Source organism: Telluria sp. BA11 (assembly GCF_056680305.1).
Genome location: NZ_CM155275.1, coordinates 3,315,228 through 3,335,788 on the forward strand (window position 1 = coordinate 3,315,228; position 20,561 = coordinate 3,335,788).

14 protein-coding genes, 2 tRNA genes, 4 rRNA genes and 1 riboswitch are annotated in these 20,561 nt (G+C 61.3%); of the genes, 7 read left to right on the plus strand and 13 right to left on the minus strand.

The genetic code is table 11. The features are described 5' to 3' along the window. Positions 1-124: 124 nt before the first annotated feature. The 6 genes from rrf (AC1MGT_RS14570) (at position 125) to rrf (AC1MGT_RS14595) (ending at position 6,898) form a co-directional block, all read left to right on the plus strand. Positions 125-237 (plus strand): 5S ribosomal RNA (rrf, locus tag AC1MGT_RS14570). 1,531 nt (positions 238-1,768) lie between these two features. Then, positions 1,769-3,301 (plus strand): 16S ribosomal RNA (locus tag AC1MGT_RS14575). Positions 3,302-3,385: 84 nt separating this feature from the next. Continuing rightward, positions 3,386-3,462 (plus strand) — tRNA-Ile (locus tag AC1MGT_RS14580). A gap of 21 nt (positions 3,463-3,483) precedes the next feature. Beyond that, a tRNA-Ala gene (locus AC1MGT_RS14585) sits at positions 3,484-3,559 on the plus strand. Between the two features lie 224 nt (positions 3,560-3,783). Next, positions 3,784-6,659, plus strand: a 23S ribosomal RNA gene (locus AC1MGT_RS14590). A 126-nt stretch (positions 6,660-6,785) separates the two neighbouring features. Further along, a 5S ribosomal RNA gene (gene rrf / locus AC1MGT_RS14595) occupies positions 6,786-6,898 on the plus strand. Together the 16S, 23S and 5S rRNA genes with 2 tRNA genes alongside form the textbook arrangement of a ribosomal RNA operon. A 157-nt stretch (positions 6,899-7,055) precedes the next feature. Here the strand turns inward: rrf (AC1MGT_RS14595) and AC1MGT_RS14600 are convergent. From AC1MGT_RS14600 to cobT, 13 genes are all read right to left on the minus strand, one after another. Next, positions 7,056-8,519: a cobyric acid synthase gene (locus AC1MGT_RS14600; protein ID WP_499504294.1), complete on the minus strand. Its 1,464-nt coding sequence runs from the start codon at positions 8,517-8,519 to the stop codon at positions 7,056-7,058. Then, on the minus strand, positions 8,519-9,412 hold the full coding sequence (locus AC1MGT_RS14605; protein ID WP_499500772.1) for a cobalamin-binding protein: 894 nt from the start codon (positions 9,410-9,412) through the stop codon (positions 8,519-8,521). The genes AC1MGT_RS14600 and AC1MGT_RS14605 overlap by 1 nt, the downstream gene beginning before the upstream one ends. Then, the gene (cobD, locus tag AC1MGT_RS14610; RefSeq protein WP_499500773.1) at positions 9,409-10,386 is read right to left on the minus strand and encodes a threonine-phosphate decarboxylase CobD; all 978 of its coding nucleotides are present in this window, start codon (positions 10,384-10,386) and stop codon (positions 9,409-9,411) included. Before cobD ends, AC1MGT_RS14605 begins: the two co-directional genes overlap by 4 nt. Further along, positions 10,379-11,323, minus strand: coding sequence for an adenosylcobinamide-phosphate synthase CbiB (gene cbiB, locus AC1MGT_RS14615; protein ID WP_499500774.1), 945 nt, complete (start codon positions 11,321-11,323; stop codon positions 10,379-10,381). The genes cobD and cbiB overlap by 8 nt, the downstream gene beginning before the upstream one ends. Continuing rightward, the gene (cobU, locus tag AC1MGT_RS14620) at positions 11,317-11,877 is read right to left on the minus strand and encodes a bifunctional adenosylcobinamide kinase/adenosylcobinamide-phosphate guanylyltransferase (RefSeq protein ID WP_499500775.1); all 561 of its coding nucleotides are present in this window, start codon (positions 11,875-11,877) and stop codon (positions 11,317-11,319) included. The genes cbiB and cobU overlap by 7 nt, the downstream gene beginning before the upstream one ends. Further along, the gene (locus AC1MGT_RS14625; RefSeq protein ID WP_499500776.1) at positions 11,874-13,184 is read right to left on the minus strand and encodes a cobyrinic acid a,c-diamide synthase CobB; all 1,311 of its coding nucleotides are present in this window, start codon (positions 13,182-13,184) and stop codon (positions 11,874-11,876) included. The genes cobU and AC1MGT_RS14625 overlap by 4 nt, the downstream gene beginning before the upstream one ends. Beyond that, the gene (gene cobO / locus AC1MGT_RS14630; protein ID WP_499500777.1) at positions 13,184-13,810 is read right to left on the minus strand and encodes a cob(I)yrinic acid a,c-diamide adenosyltransferase; all 627 of its coding nucleotides are present in this window, start codon (positions 13,808-13,810) and stop codon (positions 13,184-13,186) included. The genes AC1MGT_RS14625 and cobO overlap by 1 nt, the downstream gene beginning before the upstream one ends. Further along, entirely contained in the window at positions 13,807-14,586 is a 780-nt protein-coding gene (locus AC1MGT_RS14635) for an ABC transporter ATP-binding protein (protein WP_499500778.1), read from the minus strand. Before AC1MGT_RS14635 ends, cobO begins: the two co-directional genes overlap by 4 nt. Continuing rightward, complete coding sequence (locus AC1MGT_RS14640) at positions 14,583-15,605, minus strand: FecCD family ABC transporter permease (protein ID WP_499500779.1); 1,023 nt, start codon at positions 15,603-15,605, stop codon at positions 14,583-14,585. Before AC1MGT_RS14640 ends, AC1MGT_RS14635 begins: the two co-directional genes overlap by 4 nt. A gap of 60 nt (positions 15,606-15,665) precedes the next feature. Further along, positions 15,666-17,498 carry a TonB-dependent receptor domain-containing protein gene (locus AC1MGT_RS14645; RefSeq protein ID WP_499500780.1) on the minus strand — a complete coding sequence of 611 codons (1,833 nt, stop codon included), beginning with the start codon at positions 17,496-17,498 and terminating at the stop codon, positions 15,666-15,668. A 65-nt stretch (positions 17,499-17,563) separates the two neighbouring features. Next, a riboswitch (cobalamin riboswitch) is annotated at positions 17,564-17,799 on the minus strand. A 20-nt stretch (positions 17,800-17,819) separates the two neighbouring features. Then, a complete protein-coding gene (locus AC1MGT_RS14650; protein WP_499500781.1) occupies positions 17,820-18,362 on the minus strand; it encodes a histidine phosphatase family protein in 543 nt (180 codons plus the stop codon). Then, on the minus strand, positions 18,362-19,144 hold the full coding sequence (locus tag AC1MGT_RS14655; RefSeq protein ID WP_499500782.1) for an adenosylcobinamide-GDP ribazoletransferase: 783 nt from the start codon (positions 19,142-19,144) through the stop codon (positions 18,362-18,364). Before AC1MGT_RS14655 ends, AC1MGT_RS14650 begins: the two co-directional genes overlap by 1 nt. Beyond that, a complete protein-coding gene (gene cobT, locus AC1MGT_RS14660) occupies positions 19,141-20,187 on the minus strand; it encodes a nicotinate-nucleotide--dimethylbenzimidazole phosphoribosyltransferase (protein ID WP_499500783.1) in 1,047 nt (348 codons plus the stop codon). Before cobT ends, AC1MGT_RS14655 begins: the two co-directional genes overlap by 4 nt. On the opposite strand from cobT, the gene AC1MGT_RS14665 reads away from it, so the two are divergent. Continuing rightward, positions 20,186-20,383, plus strand: a complete 198-nt coding sequence (locus tag AC1MGT_RS14665; protein ID WP_183558705.1) for a hypothetical protein — start codon at positions 20,186-20,188, stop codon at positions 20,381-20,383. The genes cobT and AC1MGT_RS14665 overlap by 2 nt on opposite strands. Positions 20,384-20,561 lie beyond the last annotated feature (178 nt).

Genomic DNA, 20,561 nt, shown 5'->3' on the forward strand with positions numbered 1-20,561 from the left:
AACCTTGGTAGTCCAGGGTTAGCGAGAGTTCAGCTGTTGTTGATACAAATACGACCCCAATAAAAACTACTTCTTCCAGATTCAGAGCAGCGTTGCATCAGCAACGAGGCTCGTACAAGTTATGCCTGATGACCATAGCAAGTCGGTCCCACCCCTTCCCATCCCGAACAGGACCGTGAAACGACTTTGCGCCGATGATAGTGCTGCAACCAGTGTGAAAGTAGGTTATCGTCAGGCTAGTTATATAGAAAAGCCCCACTCAGTAATCTGAGTGGGGCTTTTCGCTTTGGAGCGCGGAAACTCAAATGCCTGAATGATCCATGGCTAACTGCTCACTTCGACGGCACTCAGCATATGTATGATCAGGCCAATTCCACTTTTGCTGGCGCTCATTCAAGACGTTACACATCAGAAGAATGGATACCAGGAAGCATGGTACCGACGATCGCCTACATTGGTGCAAAGTCCATTTCGCTATCAACGCTACCACACGATAATTCCCGGCGACCGAGGTAACCAACAAGATTGCTTGCTCTGTACCGAGATTGCGATGCCTTCAAATCATTTCTCCCGTACCTCTCTCACTGCGTTGACCGTCGGGCCCACTCGCCAGCAGCACTACGCCGTTATGCCGTCAAGCAGGCAGCCGCAATGCTAACGCCCAGGTCGAGGACCCGATCGACGCACCGATGGTACGAGTCTGCACCGCTGCGTTGAGAAATCCAGGTTTTCGTGGATGGCCGATATAAGTGCAAAGCGCATGCGTGCGCTTACGTGTGATGTGGCAGAAGCCGTGGACGCAGCGGCATTGAAATCTGGGTTGGCCTGATTGTGAATACCCATCGAGGCAACGTCAGCGCGGCCACGGATATGCTTACGGCGGCGCATATTATTGACCGCACCCAACCGGTTGAGGACGGGCTCGCACCCGTTGAGGCGCGGGATCAGGCGCGGGATCCGGCACGGGGTCAGGTCATGTTTTCCGGCGTCGCGCCGAGTGCATGGATCTCCAGTTGGACGGCGAGTGATGAACACATGGCCACATTCGCAGCCCGTACCTATCTTGGCGCGAATGAGATGGTCACTACGAGCCGAGCAGCGGCTGCCTGACTGCCCGTCGGCGTCAGTTTTTTGCCGTTGTTCGTCGTAGGCGTGCGCGACGCATACAACGCTGAGTAGGCTCAGACGCTGTTTTTGGAAAGCTGGTTCTATCCGTGTTGGACCCAATCGATCGCTTTCTTGTTGAGGCAGAGTCACCGCCGCACCCAGTAGACCAGACCAGGCTAGCCGACCGCTGCGCCAATCCTCGAATAGGGCAGTTGGGCTGCAAGCTTGTCGAACGGTAGGGTGGACTCTCTCTGCGCCGATGATGGTGAGCGGTCGCTCATACCCTCTCGCGGCGCAGCGCTTCGTACTGTCGCGTTCGATTTCCTCCAGCCAACGTCGACAGCAGGCTCTGCGATATCGTAAAAAAGCCGTTGACAACCATCATGAAACATCGCATACTCTCTTTCCTCCTGCTGCGACGAACACAACGCTTCGAAGAATACGGCAGAGGAAGCAGCACCGAATAAAGTTCTTTAAAAATTAACAGTCGATAAGTGTGGGCGTTTGATGAGGGTGCCAAAGACTTCGGTCTTTGATTACTTAAATTATCAAATGTTCACAAAAAAGAAATACGTTGCTCAGCAATGAGTAACGGTCAGTATTTTGAGTGAGCGACCCCTGCAGCAATGCAGGGTGGCAGAAATGCCAACAAACAGAGATTGAACTGAAGAGTTTGATCCTGGCTCAGATTGAACGCTGGCGGCATGCTTTACACATGCAAGTCGAACGGCAGCGCGGGGCAACCTGGCGGCGAGTGGCGAACGGGTGAGTAATATATCGGAACGTACCCAAGAGTGGGGGATAACGTAGCGAAAGTTACGCTAATACCGCATACGATCTAAGGATGAAAGCAGGGGATCTTCGGACCTTGTGCTCCTGGAGCGGCCGATATCTGATTAGCTAGTTGGTGAGGTAAAGGCTCACCAAGGCTACGATCAGTAGCTGGTCTGAGAGGACGACCAGCCACACTGGAACTGAGACACGGTCCAGACTCCTACGGGAGGCAGCAGTGGGGAATTTTGGACAATGGGCGAAAGCCTGATCCAGCAATGCCGCGTGAGTGAAGAAGGCCTTCGGGTTGTAAAGCTCTTTTGTCAGGGAAGAAACGGTGAGGGCTAATATCCCTCGCTAATGACGGTACCTGAAGAATAAGCACCGGCTAACTACGTGCCAGCAGCCGCGGTAATACGTAGGGTGCAAGCGTTAATCGGAATTACTGGGCGTAAAGCGTGCGCAGGCGGTTTTGTAAGTCTGACGTGAAATCCCCGGGCTCAACCTGGGAATTGCGTTGGAGACTGCAAGGCTAGAATCTGGCAGAGGGGGGTAGAATTCCACGTGTAGCAGTGAAATGCGTAGAGATGTGGAGGAACACCGATGGCGAAGGCAGCCCCCTGGGTCAAGATTGACGCTCATGCACGAAAGCGTGGGGAGCAAACAGGATTAGATACCCTGGTAGTCCACGCCCTAAACGATGTCTACTAGTTGTCGGGTTTTAATTAACTTGGTAACGCAGCTAACGCGTGAAGTAGACCGCCTGGGGAGTACGGTCGCAAGATTAAAACTCAAAGGAATTGACGGGGACCCGCACAAGCGGTGGATGATGTGGATTAATTCGATGCAACGCGAAAAACCTTACCTACCCTTGACATGTACGGAAGACCGAAGAGATTTGGTTGTGCTCGAAAGAGAACCGTAACACAGGTGCTGCATGGCTGTCGTCAGCTCGTGTCGTGAGATGTTGGGTTAAGTCCCGCAACGAGCGCAACCCTTGTCATTAGTTGCTACATTTAGTTGAGCACTCTAATGAGACTGCCGGTGACAAACCGGAGGAAGGTGGGGATGACGTCAAGTCCTCATGGCCCTTATGGGTAGGGCTTCACACGTCATACAATGGTACATACAGAGGGCCGCCAACCCGCGAGGGGGAGCTAATCCCAGAAAGTGTATCGTAGTCCGGATCGCAGTCTGCAACTCGACTGCGTGAAGTTGGAATCGCTAGTAATCGCGGATCAGCATGTCGCGGTGAATACGTTCCCGGGTCTTGTACACACCGCCCGTCACACCATGGGAGCGGGTTTTACCAGAAGTAGGTAGCTTAACCGCAAGGAGGGCGCTTACCACGGTAGGATTCGTGACTGGGGTGAAGTCGTAACAAGGTAGCCGTATCGGAAGGTGCGGCTGGATCACCTCCTTTCTAGAGTAGCACCACGAAACTGAGAAGTTTCATTATCAAGCGTCCACGCTTATCGACTGTTGAATAGTAAAGAACAGTTTTATCGGGGCTGTAGCTCAGCTGGTTAGAGCACCGTGTTGATAACGCGGGGGTCGTTGGTTCGAGTCCAACCAGCCCTACCAATCAGCACAGCATCACCTAATGGGGGATTAGCTCAGCTGGGAGAGCACCTGCTTTGCAAGCAGGGGGTCGTCGGTTCGATCCCGTCATCCTCCACCATTACGGTAAAAGTTCAAACGTAAGTCGCCAACAACCTGTTGGATGGATTTAGGTTTGGTCTTTTCGAGATCACTGTTTTTTCGTTCTTTAACAATCTGGAAGAAGTAAAGTTTTTAAGCACATGCGACAGCATGTGCTTGGGTAGTAGTATTTGTATCATTGCAACACAGCTGTACTCTTGTATCTGTGACGATCTCTGTTGTCAGCAGAGGCCAACGTTATAGGGACAAGCGAATAAGTGCACATGGTGGATGCCTTGGCGATTACAGGCGATGAAGGACGTAGTAGCTTGCGATAAGCTGCGGGGAGCTAGCAAACGAGCTTTGATCCGCAGATTTCCGAATGGGGAAACCCGGCCTTTATAGGTCATTGCATACTGAATACATAGGTATGCAAAGCGAACGCGGCGAACTGAAACATCTAAGTAGCTGCAGGAAAAGAAATCAACCGAGATTCCCAAAGTAGTGGCGAGCGAAATGGGATGAGCCTGTATGTGATAGTCGATCGGATAGTGGAAGCCTCTGGAAATAGGCGCCATAGAGGGTGATAGCCCCTTACACGAAATTCGAACGGTGGTACTAAGCATACGACAAGTAGGGCGGGACACGAGAAATCCTGTCTGAACATGGGGGGACCATCCTCCAAGGCTAAATACTCGTAATCGACCGATAGTGAACCAGTACCGTGAGGGAAAGGCGAAAAGAACCCCGGGAGGGGAGTGAAATAGATCCTGAAACCGTGTGCATACAAACAGTAGGAGCGGACTTGTTCCGTGACTGCGTACCTTTTGTATAATGGGTCAGCGACTTACATTCAGTGGCGAGGTTAACCGTATAGGGGAGCCGTAGAGAAATCGAGTCCGAATAGGGCGACAGTCGCTGGGTGTAGACCCGAAACCAAGTGATCTACCCATGGCCAGGATGAAGGTGCGGTAACACGCCCTGGAGGTCCGAACCCACTAATGTTGAAAAATTAGGGGATGAGCTGTGGGTAGGGGTGAAAGGCTAAACAAACTTGGAAATAGCTGGTTCTCTCCGAAAACTATTTAGGTAGTGCCTCAAGTATCACCATCGGGGGTAGAGCACTGTTATGGCTAGGGGGTCATTGCGACTTACCAAACCATTGCAAACTCCGAATACCGATGAGTGCGAGCTTGGGAGACAGACATCGGGTGCTAACGTCCGGTGTCAAGAGGGAAACAACCCAGACCGCCAGCTAAGGTCCCAAAGATTGGCTAAGTGGAAAACGAAGTGGGAAGGCTAAAACAGTCAGGATGTTGGCTTAGAAGCAGCCATCATTTAAAGAAAGCGTAATAGCTCACTGATCGAGTCGTCCTGCGCGGAAGATGTAACGGGGCTAAGCCAGTCACCGAAGCTGCGGATATGTTTTAGGACATATGGTAGGAGAGCGTTCTGTAAGCCTGCGAAGGTGTCTTGTAAAGGATGCTGGAGGTATCAGAAGTGCGAATGCTGACATGAGTAGCGATAATGGGGGTGAAAAGCCTCCACGCCGTAAGCCCAAGGTTTCCTGTTCAACGTTCATCGGAGCAGGGTGAGTCGGCCCCTAAGGCGAGGCAGAGATGCGTAGCTGATGGGAAGCAGGTTAATATTCCTGCACCGTCGTATGATGCGATGGGGGGACGGATCGCGGAAGGTTGTCTGGCTGTTGGAATAGCCAGTTTTTGACTCATAGAAGGTACTTAGGCAAATCCGGGTACGTAATTCAAGGGGTCGAGACGAGGAACTTAGGTTCTGAAGCAATCGGAAGTGGTTCCAAGAAAAGCCTCTAAGCTTCAGTCATACGAGACCGTACCGCAAACCGACACAGGTGGGCGAGATGAGTATTCTAAGGCGCTTGAGAGAACTCGGGAGAAGGAACTCGGCAAATTGGTACCGTAACTTCGGGATAAGGTACGCCCTAGTAGTTTGATTGGTTTACTCCATGAGGATGAACGGGTTGCAATAAAATGGTGGCTGCGACTGTTTAATAAAAACACAGCACTCTGCAAACACGAAAGTGGACGTATAGGGTGTGACGCCTGCCCGGTGCTGGAAGATTAAATGATGGGGTGCAAGCTCTTGATTGAAGTCCCAGTAAACGGCGGCCGTAACTATAACGGTCCTAAGGTAGCGAAATTCCTTGTCGGGTAAGTTCCGACCTGCACGAATGGCGTAACGATGGCCACACTGTCTCCTCCCGAGACTCAGCGAAGTTGAAATGTTTGTGATGATGCAATCTACCCGCGGCTAGACGGAAAGACCCCATGAACCTTTACTGTAGCTTTGCATTGGACTTTGAATCAATCTGTGTAGGATAGGTGGGAGGCTTTGAAGCAGACACGCTAGTGTTTGTGGAGCCAACCTTGAAATACCACCCTGGTTCATTTGAGGTTCTAACCTTGGTCCGTTATCCGGATCGGGGACAGTGCATGGTAGGCAGTTTGACTGGGGCGGTCTCCTCCTAAAGTGTAACGGAGGAGTTCGAAGGTACGCTAATTACGGTCGGACATCGTGATGATAGTGCAATGGCATAAGCGTGCTTAACTGCGAGACCGACAAGTCGAGCAGGTACGAAAGTAGGACATAGTGATCCGGTGGTTCTGTATGGAAGGGCCATCGCTCAACGGATAAAAGGTACTCTGGGGATAACAGGCTGATTCCTCCCAAGAGTTCATATCGACGGGGGAGTTTGGCACCTCGATGTCGGCTCATCACATCCTGGGGCTGTAGCCGGTCCCAAGGGTATGGCTGTTCGCCATTTAAAGTGGTACGTGAGCTGGGTTTAAAACGTCGTGAGACAGTTTGGTCCCTATCTGCCGTGGGCGTTGGAAATTTGAAGGGGGCTGCTCCTAGTACGAGAGGACCGGAGTGGACGAACCTCTGGTGTACCGGTTGTCACGCCAGTGGCATTGCCGGGTAGCTAAGTTCGGAAGAGATAACCGCTGAAAGCATCTAAGCGGGAAACTTGCCTTGAGATGAGATTTCCCAGAGCCTTGAGCTCTTTAAAGGGTCGTTCGAGACCAGGACGTTGATAGGCTGGGTGTGGAAGTGCAGTAATGCATTAAGCTAACCAGTACTAATTGCCCGTACGGCTTGTCCCTATAACCTTGGTAGTCCAGGGTCAGCGAGAGTTCAGCTGTTGTTGATACAAATACGACCCCCAATAAAAACTACTTCTTCCAGATTCAGAGTCGCGTTGCATTGCAACGAAGCTCGTACAAGTTATGCCTGATGACCATAGCAAGTCGGTCCCACCCCTTCCCATCCCGAACAGGACCGTGAAACGACTTTGCGCCGATGATAGTGCTGCAACCAGTGTGAAAGTAGGTTATCGTCAGGCTAGTTATATAGAAAAGCCCCACTCAGTGATCTGAGTGGGGCTTTTCGCTTTGGGGTGCTGTATCCAGTTGGTTCAATACGCGACTACCCATCTGCACAAAAAAAGCCCGCTGATTCACATCAGCGAGCTTTCTCGCACCCAGAGGAATCGCGCCGCTTTATGCCCGATCCCGCAAGCCAATCAACCTGTCCAGCAATCCCTCTGCCGACGCCGCAATCCGATCCAGACTGGCTTCACGCAGCTGCGCAGTATCGACCACCTGCTCGCTGCGCGATCCCGCCCAGCGCAGCAACGCGCTGCACGCATCCGGATGATCGAACAAGCCATGCAGATACGTCCCCATGATCTGGCCATCGGCCGACATTGCGCCTTCACCGCGCCCGTCGATCACAAACACCGGCCGCGTCATTGCCGCACCACTCGATACGCCCATATGGATTTCATACCCGCTGACGCGACCTGACGCATCGCCCGGCACGAATGCACACAGTCCCTCGACCCGCGTCAGCTGCTTGTCACGTGTGAGCTCGGTATCGATATCGAGCAGCCCCAGTCCATTCGACACACCTGGCGCACCTTCGACACCGTGCGGGTCCCCAACTGTCTTGCCCAACATCTGGAATCCGCCGCACACGCCCATGACCTTGCCGCCGTACCGCAAGTGCCGCGCGATCTGCTCACGCCACCCATGCTTATCGAGCCAGGCCAGGTCGCCGCGCGTGTTCTTGCTGCCCGGGAGGATGATCAGGTCAGCGCCAGGAATCGCTTCCCCCTCGCGCACAAAGTGCAGGTCAACATCGGGATGCGCGCGCAGCGCATCGAAATCGGTGTGATTGCTCATGCGCGGCAGGCTTGGCACGACCACGCGAAACGCGCCCTTGCTCGTTTGCGCCGCCTGCACGGCATCCTCCGCATCGAGGAACAGCCCGTGCAGATAGGGCAGTACCGCCAGTACCGGCTTGCCGGTCTGCGCCTCGAGCCAATCCAGCCCGGGCTCAAGCAGCTTGATGTCTCCGCGGAAGCGGTTGATGACAAACCCGATCACGCGATCGCGCTCCGATTGCGACAGGCACGACAACGTGCCGACCAGGTGCGCGAACACGCCGCCGCGATCGATGTCCGCAACCAGGATCACCGGGCAGTCGACTGCTTCGGCGAAGCCCATATTCGCGATGTCACGGTCGCGCAGATTGATTTCGGCCGGACTGCCGGCGCCTTCGACGATCACTGCTTCGTACTGTGCCAGCAGGCGCGCATGCGATTCAAGCACCGCGCCCATCGCGATCGGCTTGTACTGGTGGTAGTCGCGCGCATTCATGTCGGCGCGCACGCGGCCATGGATGATGACCTGGGCGCCGGTGTCGCTCGATGGCTTGAGCAGTACCGGGTTCATGTCGGTGTGCGCCTCGATGCCGGCGGCGATGGCCTGCAGCGCCTGGGCGCGGCCGATTTCACCGCCATCGCGCGTGACCGCGCTATTGAGCGCCATGTTCTGCGGCTTGAATGGCGCGACCTTCACGCCGCGCTGCTTCAATAGGCGGCACAGCGCCGCGACCACCGTGGTCTTGCCGGCGTCCGACGTCGTCCCTTGCACCATCAGGGTCCGGTAGGGGAATGTCATCATTTCGGGCGTCGCTGGCGCGCCTGCTCCAGCGCCTCGCACATGGTGGCTGTGCCCTGGATCATGCGTGGCCCAGCGCGATTGAGCAAATGGCCGTCGAGCGTGAACAGATTATTGCGGCTCACTGCCGTCATGGTGCCGTAGGTTTTCCATAACTGAACGCCGCCATAGTTCTTTTCGGCGGTGGCGATGATCACTTCGGGATTCTCCTGCAGCACGCTCTCGAGCGTGACCACCGGCGCTGTCACGGCCAGCTTGTCGAAGACGTTCACGCCGCCGCACAGGTGCATCGCATCGGTCAGGATGTGTTTTCCGCTGAGCGTGTACAGCGGCTTGTCCCACACCTGGTAAAAGACGCGCACCGGCGCGCGGCCTGCGTACTGCTTGCGCAGGCTGGCCAGCTGCGTGCGGAGCGCGGCCGCCGCCGTTTTGGCTGCCGCATCGGTTCCCATCAACTGGCCAAGCCGCTCGACACTGTCCGGAATGGCGTCCAGCGTCTGCGCATCGCTCTGGAACACAGGGATGCCGAGCTGGCGCACCATCTCGATCTGCCTGTCCGAGCTGTTGTGGCGCCAGGCCACGATCAGGTCGGGCTTCAGCGAGATCAGGAGTTCCATGTCGATCTCGCGGTTCGAGCCGATGCGCGGGATACGCTTGGCGGCTTCCGGATAATCGCTGTAGTTCACGGCGCCCACGACGCGGCTGCCGCCACCGGCCGCGAACAGCAGCTCGGTCACGCTCGGCGCGAGCGAGATGATGCGTAGCGCCGGCTTGGCGACCATGACGGTCTGGCCGCCATCGTCCTTGACCGTGATCGCGGCTTGCGCACTGGTGATCGACATGCCTGCAATCAGGAAAGTCGTCAGGGCAGCCGTCAGCATCGTTGTTTTCATCGTTGGTTCCATTCATGAAGTGCGTGTTCAAAGCGGTGCCATTCAGGTTCGCCTGCCGGCAGGCCGACGCGGATACCGCGTCCGGCTTCCCGGAACAGCCGGCACCAGATGCCGCGCGCCGCCATGTGGGCGTGGAAGGCGTCGGGCTGCATCTGCGGCCACCAGCGAAACAACGCCGTGCCATTGCTGGCGATGCCGTGGTTTAGCAACAGGCGCGTCATCCGCTCGCCGGACCGGTGCAGACTGGTACGCGTCGCATGCTGCCAGGCGCTATCGGTCAGCGCAGCCAGGGCGATCTCCTGCGCCGGACCGCTGATGGTCCATGGCCCCAGCAGGTCAGCCAGATCGCGCAGCAGGCTGTCATGCGCGGCGACGAATCCCAGGCGCAGGCCTGCGAGGCCAAAAAATTTGCCGATCGAGCGCAGCACGATGAGGCCGGGCTGCGAGGTGTGCATCGCCACGCTGAGCGCCGTCGTGGTGTCGCCAAAGGCTTCGTCGACGATCAGCCAGCCGCCGCGCGCCTGCAGGCGTGTGGCCCAGTCGAGCAGGCGTTCTGGCGCGATTGTCTCGCCGGTCGGGTTGTTCGGATTGACGACGACGACGACATCGCTGACGTCGACCGCCGCTTCCAGCTCGGCATACGCGACCTGCCGCAACCGGTGGCCATGCTGGCCCCAATGGTGCGCGTGCTCCGCATACGATGGCGCCGAAACCGCCACGCGTGACGGTGCGCGCAGGCGGGGCAGCGCCTGGATCGCGGCCTGCGTACCGGCCACCGGCAGCAACTGCGGCGCGTGGTAGTACGCGCAGGCCGCCGCCAGCAGCGCCGGATCCGGCTCGGGCAGGCGCAGCCATGCCCCAGGCGATGGCGCCGGCGCCGGATAGCCATGCGGGTTGATCCCGGTCGACAGGTCGATCCAGTCGCGCCCGTAATGCCGCGCGGCGTCGCTCAGGTTGCCGCCATGTTCAAGCATGCGGCGCCCCGATCACGGATAACACGGCCAGCAGGCAGACGACGCCGAGCCACAGCAGCGTCGTGCGCAGCACCAGCTGCCAGGCGCGCCCGATGTCGCCGGCGCAGGCGGCTGGCCCGGCGCCCAGTGGCGGGCGTTGTTCGACCTCGCCATCGTAGACCGCCGCGCCGCCGAGCGATACGCCCAGTGCGCCGGCGCCGCTGGCCATCACTGGCCCGGCGTTCGGGCTGCTCCATGCCGGCGCCTGCGTGCGCCAGCAATGCCAGGCGCGCGCACGCTTCGCCCCCGCCAGCAGCACATACGACAGCGCGGTCAGGCGCGCCGGCAGATAGTTCATCACGTCGTCGATGCGGGCTGCAGGGCGGCCGAACAGATTGAAACGCGCGCTGCGATAACCCCACATCGCATCGAGCGTATTGGCGAGCCGGAACAGCACTGCGCCCGGCCCGCCCAGCAGGATGAACCAGAACAGCGTGCCGAACACGGCGTCGTTGCCGTTTTCAAGAAGCGACTCGGCGCTCGCCTTGGCCAGGTCGGACTCACTGGCGTTGGCAGTGTCGCGGCTGACGATGCGGGCAGTCAGCGCGCGCGCCTGGGCCAGATCGCCGCTGCGCAGCGCCTCGTAGATCGGGATCGTATGGTCGCGCAGGCTGCGCAGGCCGATGCACAGATACAGCAGCACCGCGTGCAGCCACAGGCCGGCCACATCGGTGAGCAGCACGAACAAGGCAGTCAATGGCAGCACTGCCAACGCCCATGCGAGGCTGCCGCGCGGCAGGCGCAGGTTGCCGCGGTTCAGGCGCCGCTCGATGAAGTTCGCCAGATTGCCGAAGCCCACCAGCGGATGCCAGCGCCGCGTCTCGCCCAAGAGCAGGTCGAGCGCGACACCGGCCACCAGCAGAAGCGCCACCGTCGACAACGACAAGCCAGTCAGCACAGGGAACCCTTCAGAACAAGTGGCAGGCCGGCCGCGACCAGCACCGCGCGGTCCACGCGCGCAGCTACTGCCTGATTGAGGCGCCCGGCTTCGTCGGCAAAGCTGCGCGAGATGGCGCCCCACGGCACGATGCCCATCCCGACTTCATTCGACACAAAGACCGCGTCGCCCGGCATGCCCGCATCGAGCAGGTCCAGCAGGGCCGCGCGCTCCTCGTGGAACCGGTTCGGCAGCGTCAGGGCACCGACCTCGGGATATTCCCGGCCATCGCAGAACATCAGGTTGCTGAGCCACAGCGTCAGGCAATCGACCAGCACCAGGCGGCCCGGCAGGCATTCGGCGCGCAGCGTCTGCGCCAGCGCCAGTTCTTCCTCGACCGTGCGCCATTCGGGCGGCCGCTGCTCCCGGTGCAGCGCAATGCGCGCCGCCATCTCGCCATCACCCGCGCGCGAGGTGGCGATATACACGACTTCCCGGCCCGACTCGCGCGCCAGCCGTTCGGCAAACGCGCTCTTGCCCGAGCGTGCGCCGCCAAAGACCAGCGTCGCGCTCATGGCGCACCGCCAAACAGCGCGGCAACCGCGCGCGGATTCGACGGAAAGTAGCCGTGGAAGTAGGACGCGAATAGCGAGCCGACGCGATACACCGCTTCGCCCGGTGTCTGCGTGCGCTGCTTGACGGTATGTGCCTGCGGCGGCACGCCGGTAGCCAGCAGCGAATAGTGGAAGGTGTGACCGCGCAGCTCGCCCTCCGGCGTGGTCAGCGCATGCATCCCGAGACCAGCCAGGCGCTGTTGCATTGCCACTTCGCCCGGCAGGACGCCGGCCATCTCCCAGCGCCGGCCATCGCTGTCTGTCAAGCCATCGGCCAGGGCCATCATGCCGCCGCATTCGGCCACGATTGGCACGCCCCGCGCATGCGCTGCGCGGATCGAATCGCGCCAGCGCGTTGCGCCTTGCAGCGCAGCGCCGTGCAGTTCGGGATAGCCGCCCGGCAGATACACGGCGTCGGCATGGTCCGGCACCGCATCGTTCGACAGCGGTGCAAAGTACGTGATCTGCGCGCCAAGCGCCTTGAGCAGCTCGACGTTGGCCGGATACACGAACATGAACGATGGGTCGTGCGCGATCGCGATCGTGCGGCCGGCGAGCGGCGTGTCGATCTGCGCCGGGACGGCATGCGCTGGGGCCAATGCTGCTTCCATCACCGGCAGCGCATCCCACGCCGCCTCATCGAACTCGATGCTGTCGGCCAGCGCGTCAAGGATGCGCTGCAGCTCTTCGACTTCACCCGGTAGCACCAGGCCCAGTTGCCGTTCGGGCAGGTGATGCTCCTGGCGCGCCAGGGTGCCGATCAGGGGAATGTCGCGCAGCGACTCCTTGACCATCGCCGCGTGGCCGCTGCTGGCGACGCGGTTGGCGATCACGCCCGCCATCTGCACGGGACCATAGTCACGCAAGCCTTGCGCCACGGCGCCGGCCGTTTGCGCCATCGCCGATGCATCCAGTACCGCCAGCACCGGAATCCCGAACGCACGCGCCAGGTCGGCGCTCGATGGCGTGCCGTCGTACAGGCCCATGACGCCTTCGACGAGGATCGCGTCGGCCTCCGCGGCCGCATCCTGCAGGCGCTGGCGGCAGGCTTCAGGGCCGACCATCCACAGATCCAGGTTGTGGACCGGCGTGCCGCACGCACTTTCCAGCATCACCGGATCGACGAAGTCGGGACCGCACTTGAACACGCGCACGCGCTTGCCCATGCGGATCAGGCGCCGTGCCAGCGCGGCCGTGACGGTGGTCTTGCCCTGGCCGGACGCCATTGCCGCCACCAGCACCACGCGCGCCCCGGGATACGCGCTCATTACCACTCTGTCCCGGCCTGGGCGCCGATCCCCGCCTTGAACGCGTGCTTGACGACGTTCATTTCAGTGACGGTGTCGGCGATCGCCACCAGTTCGGGCGGCGCGCCACGGCCCGTGATCACCACGTGCTGCATGGTCGGACGGTCGAGCAGGTCGGCGATCACGGTGTGCACGTCAACGTACCCGTATTTGAGCGCGATATTCAGTTCGTCCAGCACCACCATGCCGATATTCGGATCAGACAGGAACTGCCTGGCCAGCGCCCACGCCTCGGTCGCTTTCTCGATGTCGCGCTCGCGGTTCTGGGTTTCCCAGGTATAGCCTTCGCCCATCGCATGGAAGCGCACTTCGTCCGGGAAGCGGCGCAGGAAGGTTTCTTCGCCAGTGGACAGCGCGCCCTTGATGAACTGGACCACGCCGACCTGCATGCCGTGGCCCAGCGCCCGCGCCACCATGCCGAACGCGCTCGAGCTCTTGCCTTTGCCGTTGCCGGTATTGACAATGATGATGCCGATTTCCTTGTCGGCCGACGCGATCTTTGCGTCGATAATGGCTTTCTTGCGCTCCATGCGCACGCGATGGCGTTCGTTCAGCGCTGCGGTTTGTTCGGGAGTCATGTCGTTCATGCGGAATCCTCTTGAGGGATGAAGATGCGGCGGCCGTGATGTTCGATCATCTCGATCGGGTGGCCGAGGTAGTCGCCCAGCAGAGCGGGCTGCATGGTCTGTTCATTGGTGCCGGCGTGCCAGCGGCCATCGCCCATCAGCAGCAGCACGTGGGTCGAGATGCGCGAAGCCAGGTTCAGATCGTGGCCGATCATGACCACGGTGTGATTCCGTTCGCGGCACAGGCGCGCGAGCAGGCCCATGACGCTCACCTGGTGCGCCAGGTCGAGCGCATTGGCTGGCTCGTCGAGCAGCAGCAGCGGGGTTTGTTGGGCCAGCAGGGCGGCAATCGCCACGCGCTGGCGCTCGCCGCCGGACAGCGTGCGCACGTCGCGCGCAGCCAGATCACTCACGTCCATCGACGCCAGGGCTTCCAGCGCAACCTGATGGTCATCGCTGCCCTCCCAGTAGCGGTTGGCGTGGTACGGGTGACGCGCAGAGAGCACGCTCTCGAGCACCGTGTAGGCAAAAGCGTCGTGGCGTGACTGGGCGAGAAAGGCGCGTTCGCGCGCCAGGTCGGTCAGCGGCCAAGCCGCCAGGGCGCGCCCGCCGATGTGAACGGCGCCGCCGTCGGGCTGGTGCAAGCCGGCCAGCGTGCGCAGCAAGGTGCTCTTGCCGGCGCCGTTGCGGCCGATGATGCTCCAGCATTCACCGGGTTGCGCAGACCAGTCGAGGCCCTGCACCAGGGTGCGCCCGGCAATGGACAGGCGCAGGTCGTGGGTGGCGATGGTGCTCATTTGCGCATGCGGTGCAGTTGGTACAGGAAGACCGGCGCACCGATCATCGCGGTGATGGCGCCGACCGGCAGCTGCTGCGGCGCGACGATCGTGCGCGCCAGCGTATCGCACAGTACAAGGAACGCGCCGCCGCTCAGGACGACGGCAGGAATCAGTACGCGGTGATCGGGCCCGAAGGCGAAGCGGCAGGCGTGCGGCACGATCAGGCCGACGAACCCAATCGAACCCGCGCTGGTGACGGCGCTCGCCGTGAGCAGCGCCGACACGAAGAACAAGCCCTTGCGCAGCGCACTCACGCGCACGCCCAGCGTGACGGCATTTTCGGCGTGCAGCGCGACCATGTTCATGGCGCGCGCGCTACGCATGGCAAACAGCAGCGCGCCGACCAGCACGAGCCACGGCGCCAGGCGCAGCGGCGCGCCGGCCAGGTCGCCAATCAGCCAGAAGATCATGCTGCGCAGGCGCCCCTCCGGCGCGATCGACAGCATGAGGGTAACGAGGGAGCCGCACAGGGCCGAGACGATCACGCCGGTCAGCAGCAGCATCGAGGCGCCGCCTTCGGCAGCCTGGCCGCTGCGCAGGTCGCGCCGCGCCAGCGCGTACAGGAGCAGGGAGACGCCGACCGCGCCGACCAGCGCGGCCGCATCGACCATCAGCGTGGACGCCATGAGCAGCAAGGCGAGGAGGGCGCCGACCGAGGCGCCGGACGAGACGCCCAGCACATACGGGTCGGCGAGGGGATTGCGTAACAGCGCCTGCATCATCAGGCCGGCCAGGGCGAGGGCGCCGCCGGTGGCAAAGGCCACCAGCGCGCGGCTGGCGCGCAGGTCGAGCAGCGATGCAGACAGGGATTCGGGTTGGCCACTGGCCAATTGGCGCAGGGCGTCGGGGATGTCGCTGAGCGGCACGCGGATGGAACCGGTCATGCCCGAGAACAGCAGGGTGGCAATGGCCAGGACCAGCATGGCGCCGACGATGAGCGTGGCGCGTTGGCGTAATGACGGGACAGATGCTTGCATGCGGGCCCTGATAGTTGATCGATGCCCGCGGCGCGTGCGCCGCGGGCGGAAAATGCCAGCTTAACGGATGCCGTAGCGCAGCGACGCGAACCAGGTGCGGCCGCTGGTGCCATAGTTGCGCGCCACTTCGTAGTTCTTGTCCGCGACGTTGTTCACGCGCAGGAGCAGGGACCAGTCGGGCGTGAACTGGTACGTGGTGTACAGGTTCAGCAAGCCGTAGCCGCCCAGGCGGTTGGTGTTGGGCGCGTTGTCGAAGCGGTCACCCGACACGGTCAGCTCGGCGCCGCTTTTCAGCTGGCCCATCACGTAGTCGGCAGCGAAGTTGGCATGCTTCTTCGCGCGGCGCGCCAGCTGGCGGCCGGTGGTGTCATCGCGCGGATCCTGCCAATCGAGACTGGCGCGCAGGTTCACGTCCATCAGGCGCGTGCTGCCGGCCAGCGAGAAGCCTTCGAGCGTCGCTTCGTTGACGTTGTAGGCGCAGCTGCGGTTGATGCCGTCCGGGCATGGCGTGCTTGATACGATCATGTCGGTCAGGCGATTGTGGAAGTACGTGGCATCGAGGTTGTAGCCGTTGCCGTCGTAGCGCAGGCCCACTTCGCGGTTGCGGCCTTTTTCGGGCTTGTTCGTCGCCAGGCCGTAGCCCGGGAAGTACAGTTCGTTGAAGGTCGGGGCGCGGAAGCTCGTGCCGATGCTGGCGGTGGCGCGCAGGCCGTTGCCGAACTCGTAGCCGTAGCCGGCGGCGCCGGTGTTCTGGCTGCCGTAGACCGAGCGGTCCTGACGTGCGCTGACATCGAACAGGTGATTGGCGCGCTTGGCCGAGTAGGCCGCGGCATACGAATTGGTGATGCGCGTCTGGCGCATCGACGAGACTTCTTCCTTGCGGTGGTTGAACAGCAGCTGCAGCGTGTCCTGGCCGATCGCGACGTTGTTCTGCCACGAGAATTCGTTCTGCTTGGTGTCGATCTGGCTGGCGCCGCTGGCCGTGGCGTTGCTGAAGTTGCCCGACTTGTCTTCTGAACGTGCGTACTGCACGGTGCTGCGCCAGTTTGGCAGGAGCTGGTTGGTCATGTAGACGGCGGCGGTATTGATGTCCGAGTCGCTGTGCACGTCGTAGCTGCCGGAACCACTGGCATCGTACTGGCTGTACGTGCGGCTGGCCAGGAACTGGGCGCCGATCTCGTGACCCGGCGCGAGCGCCATCGACACACGGCCATTGGCATTGCGGCGGCGGTAGCCGTCTTCGTCGGCGTTGTAGCCTGACGCGCCGGGCCGCGTGGACGAGAAGCCGTCCGACTCTTCATAGCCGGCGCCAAAGGCGTAGCTGATGGCATTCGGGCCGCCGCTGCTGCCGAAGATGCCTGCATCGCCCTGCAGCGTCGCGTTGCTGCCCGCGCCCACCGAAGCGGTGACGACAGGTGCGCCTTCGCCCTTGCGGGTGAAGATCTGGATCACGCCGCCGATGGCGTCGGCGCCGTACAGCGTGCTCAGTGGCCCGTAGACGATTTCAATGCGGTCGATGGCGCCCAGCGGGATGGCATTCCAGCTGGCGGTGCCGGTGGTGGACGAGCCGATGCGCACGCCGTCGAGCAGCACGACGATCTGGTTGGCGTTTGCGCCGCGCACATAGACGCTGGTCGTGGTGCCGGCCGGGCCGTTGCGGGCGATCTCGATGCCGCGCTGGCGCTGCAGGATGTCGGCCACCGAGCCGGCGCCCGAGCGCGCGATTTCTTCGGCGTTGATGACGGTGGTGTCGGCGATCAGGTCGGCAGCGAGTTGCGGCGTGCGGGTCGCGGTGACGACGACGGTGTCAGCGACTTCGGCGATGGCGGTGGACGAGATGAGGGCGAGTGCGAGCGACACGGCGGCCGCTTGCCGGCTTACTGGAAAATTCATGAGTGGTTCTTATCAAAGGCATCCCGCCGACGTCCCCGTGGGCTGGATTCAAAGGATCGCGCTGTGCGCGTATCCACCTTTTGGCCGGTATCCGGGCTGACAAGTATGGCCGTCCGACCTTCCCATGCTCAGAAAAGCACAGTGGTATGAGGGGGCGGTTTGCCGCAGGACCCGATGAGAGGCTGCAGCACTTGCTTACCGTTGCGGGGGCAGCACGCGTTGGCCCTGTGAAGAGCTTCGTGTTTCCCGTTTAACTGCACCTGCGAACGCAGGTGCGAGCACCAAAACGCGCTCATTATAAGGTGGTTGCCCCGGGCATTGTCATATTTCCAGCACCATGACTTCGCCGTAGCCGATCTGGTGTGGTGTCGATGCCGCACGCAGCGCAGCATCCTCCAAGGTGCCGCCGCCGGACATGGCGTGCAGCAGGCGCATGGCGCCGGCGTGGCAGATGACGAGTGCCTCGGCGTGCCTTGCGCGCTGGATGTCGGCTTGAAACGCGGCCACGCGCACGGCCACCTGCATGACGTTTTCGCCGCCGCCGGGGCGGTAGTGGAGCAGGTCGGCGTTCCAGGCATCGATCTCGTCCCGGGCGATGTCGTCCCACTGGCGCAGCTCCCAGACGCCAAAGTCCATCTCGGCCAGGCGCGCGTCGAACGTGGGCGCGCTTGACAGCTGCTGCGCCAGCACGGCGCAGCGTTGCAACGGGCTGGCGTAGACCGGCATGGCGCCGGGAAGGCCTTGATTGGTCAGCGCCGCCAGCACGCGTGCGGTGTCTGTTGCTTGCGCTGGCAGGTCGGTGCGGCCGTAGCAGTACCCGGCCGGCACGTCCGGTTTCGGGTGGCGTACGAGGTACAGGCGCATCAGGCCAGCGCGCCGCGGCCGAGCGTGGCCAGTACCGCGATATAGATGGCGACTTCGGCCAACTGCTGCACGGCGCCGAGGCAGTCGCCCGTATAGCCCTGCAGCCGGCGCGTGAACATGCGGGCCAGCCAGCGCGTGGCCAGCAAGGCCGCAAACACCGCCGCGCCAATCGCAGCCAGGTCTAGCAGGCCAACGGCGAACAGCACGAGCGCGGGCACGAGCACCGTGAGCGTCGCGATCCCGAATTCGTCGCTGCTCATGCGCACGGCCAGCGGCTTGGCCTTGCCTTCGGCGCGGGCGTATTCCATCTGCCAGATCAGGGACGTGGCGGCCAGGCGCGAGAGCGGGTGTGCCAGCAGCAGGGCGCCGATGGCGGTAAGGGGCGGCAGCGTGGCGAGTGCAGCCAGCTTCGCGCCGAGCATGCAGACGATGCCGATCGCACCATACGCACCGACGCGCGAATCCTTCATGATGTCGAGCGCGCGTTCTTTCGTCATGCCGCCGCCCAGACCATCGCAGGTGTCGGCGAAGCCGTCTTCGTGGAAGGCGCCGGTGAGGTAGATCGTTGCGGCGGTGGAGAGCACGGCGGCCACTGGCGCTGGCAGCCAGTGCCCGGCGATGAAGTAGACGGCCGCGCCGATGGCACCTACCACCACGCCAACCAGCGGGAAGTAGCGCGACGCATGATTGAGCCATGCCGGCTCGAAGCCGACCCAGCGCGGGATCGGCAGCCGCGTGAAGAACTGCAGCGCAATGAAGAACAGGCGCAGTTGATGGATCATCCCGCGTGCGCGCCCAGTTGTGCCGAGACCTGGGCCGATGCGAAGGTCGCCATCTCGCCCAAGAAGTTGGCGGCTGCGTGCAGCAGGGGCAGGGCAAGGGCGCTGCCGGTGCCTTCGCCCAGACGCAGGCCCAGGTCGAGCAGCGGCCGTGCCCCAAGCTGCTCGAGCAGCAGGGCGTGGCCATGCTCGCCCGAGCAGTGCGCGAACACGCAGTAGTCAAGGATCGCCGGTTGCAGGCGCGCGGCGACCAGCAGCGCGCTGGTGACAATGAAGCCGTCGATCAGCAGCACCTTGCGCAGGCTGGCTGCCTGCAGCATGGCGCCGGCCATCATCGCGATTTCGAAGCCGCCGAAGGTGGCCAGCAAGTCGAGCGGTTCGCGCACGCTGGCGTGACGCGCGACGGCGGCAGCAACCACGTGCTCTTTATGGCGGATGCCATCAGGCGTCAGGCCGGTGCCGGCGCCGACGCAGGCAGCCGCCGGCTGCCCGGTCAGCTTGTGCATCAGGGCGGCGGCAGAAGTCGTGTTCCCGATGCCCATCTCGCCGAAGCCCACGACGTTGCCGGGCAGGTCGCGCGCCAGGGCCATGCCGTGTTCGAGGGCGGTAGCACAGTGCTGCGCCGACATCGCCGGTTCGATGGCGAAGTTATTGGTGCCATTGGCGACTTTTCGGTCGAGCAGACCATCCCGCACGCCAAACTCGTGGTTCACGCCGGCGTCGATCACGCGCAGCGCGCAGCCATTCTGGCGCGCGAACACATTGATAGCCGCGCCGTTGGCGAGGAAGTTCTCGACCATCTGCCAGGTGACGTCTTGTGGATAGGCGGAGATGCCTTCGGCGACCACGCCATGATCGGCGGCAAAGACGAGGATGGCAGGCTGGTCGACCGTGACCCGGGTTGTCTGCTGGATCAGGCCCAACTGGGTGGCGAGATCCTCCAGACGCCCCAGGCTGCCAAGCGGCTTGGTCTTGTTATTGATTGCGGCGGCCAGGGATTGGGACAGCGCCGCATGGGCGATCGGGGCAATAACAGGAATATGCATGAGTAATAAAAAGGTCGCTATGGGCGGCGGCCACGATATCACAAGAGAAAGCATTGCAAGACCATCCTGGCTTTGTTATAGTCTCGCTCCTCGACGCAGACGCCGCCTCAAACGCAGCGACAGCGAAGAAAAAGAAGGAAAGAAGGGGTTGACGAAAAATGAGAAACACTTCATAATCTCGCCTCTCTGCTGCTAACGAACACAACGCTTCGTAGCAAACGGCAGAAGCAGCACCGAATAAAGTTCTTTAAAAATTAACAGTCGATAAGTGTGGGCGTTTGATGAGGGTGCCAAAGACTTCGGTCTTTGATTACTTAAATTATCAAATGTTCACAAAAAAGAAATACGTTGCTCAGCAATGAGTAACGGTCAGT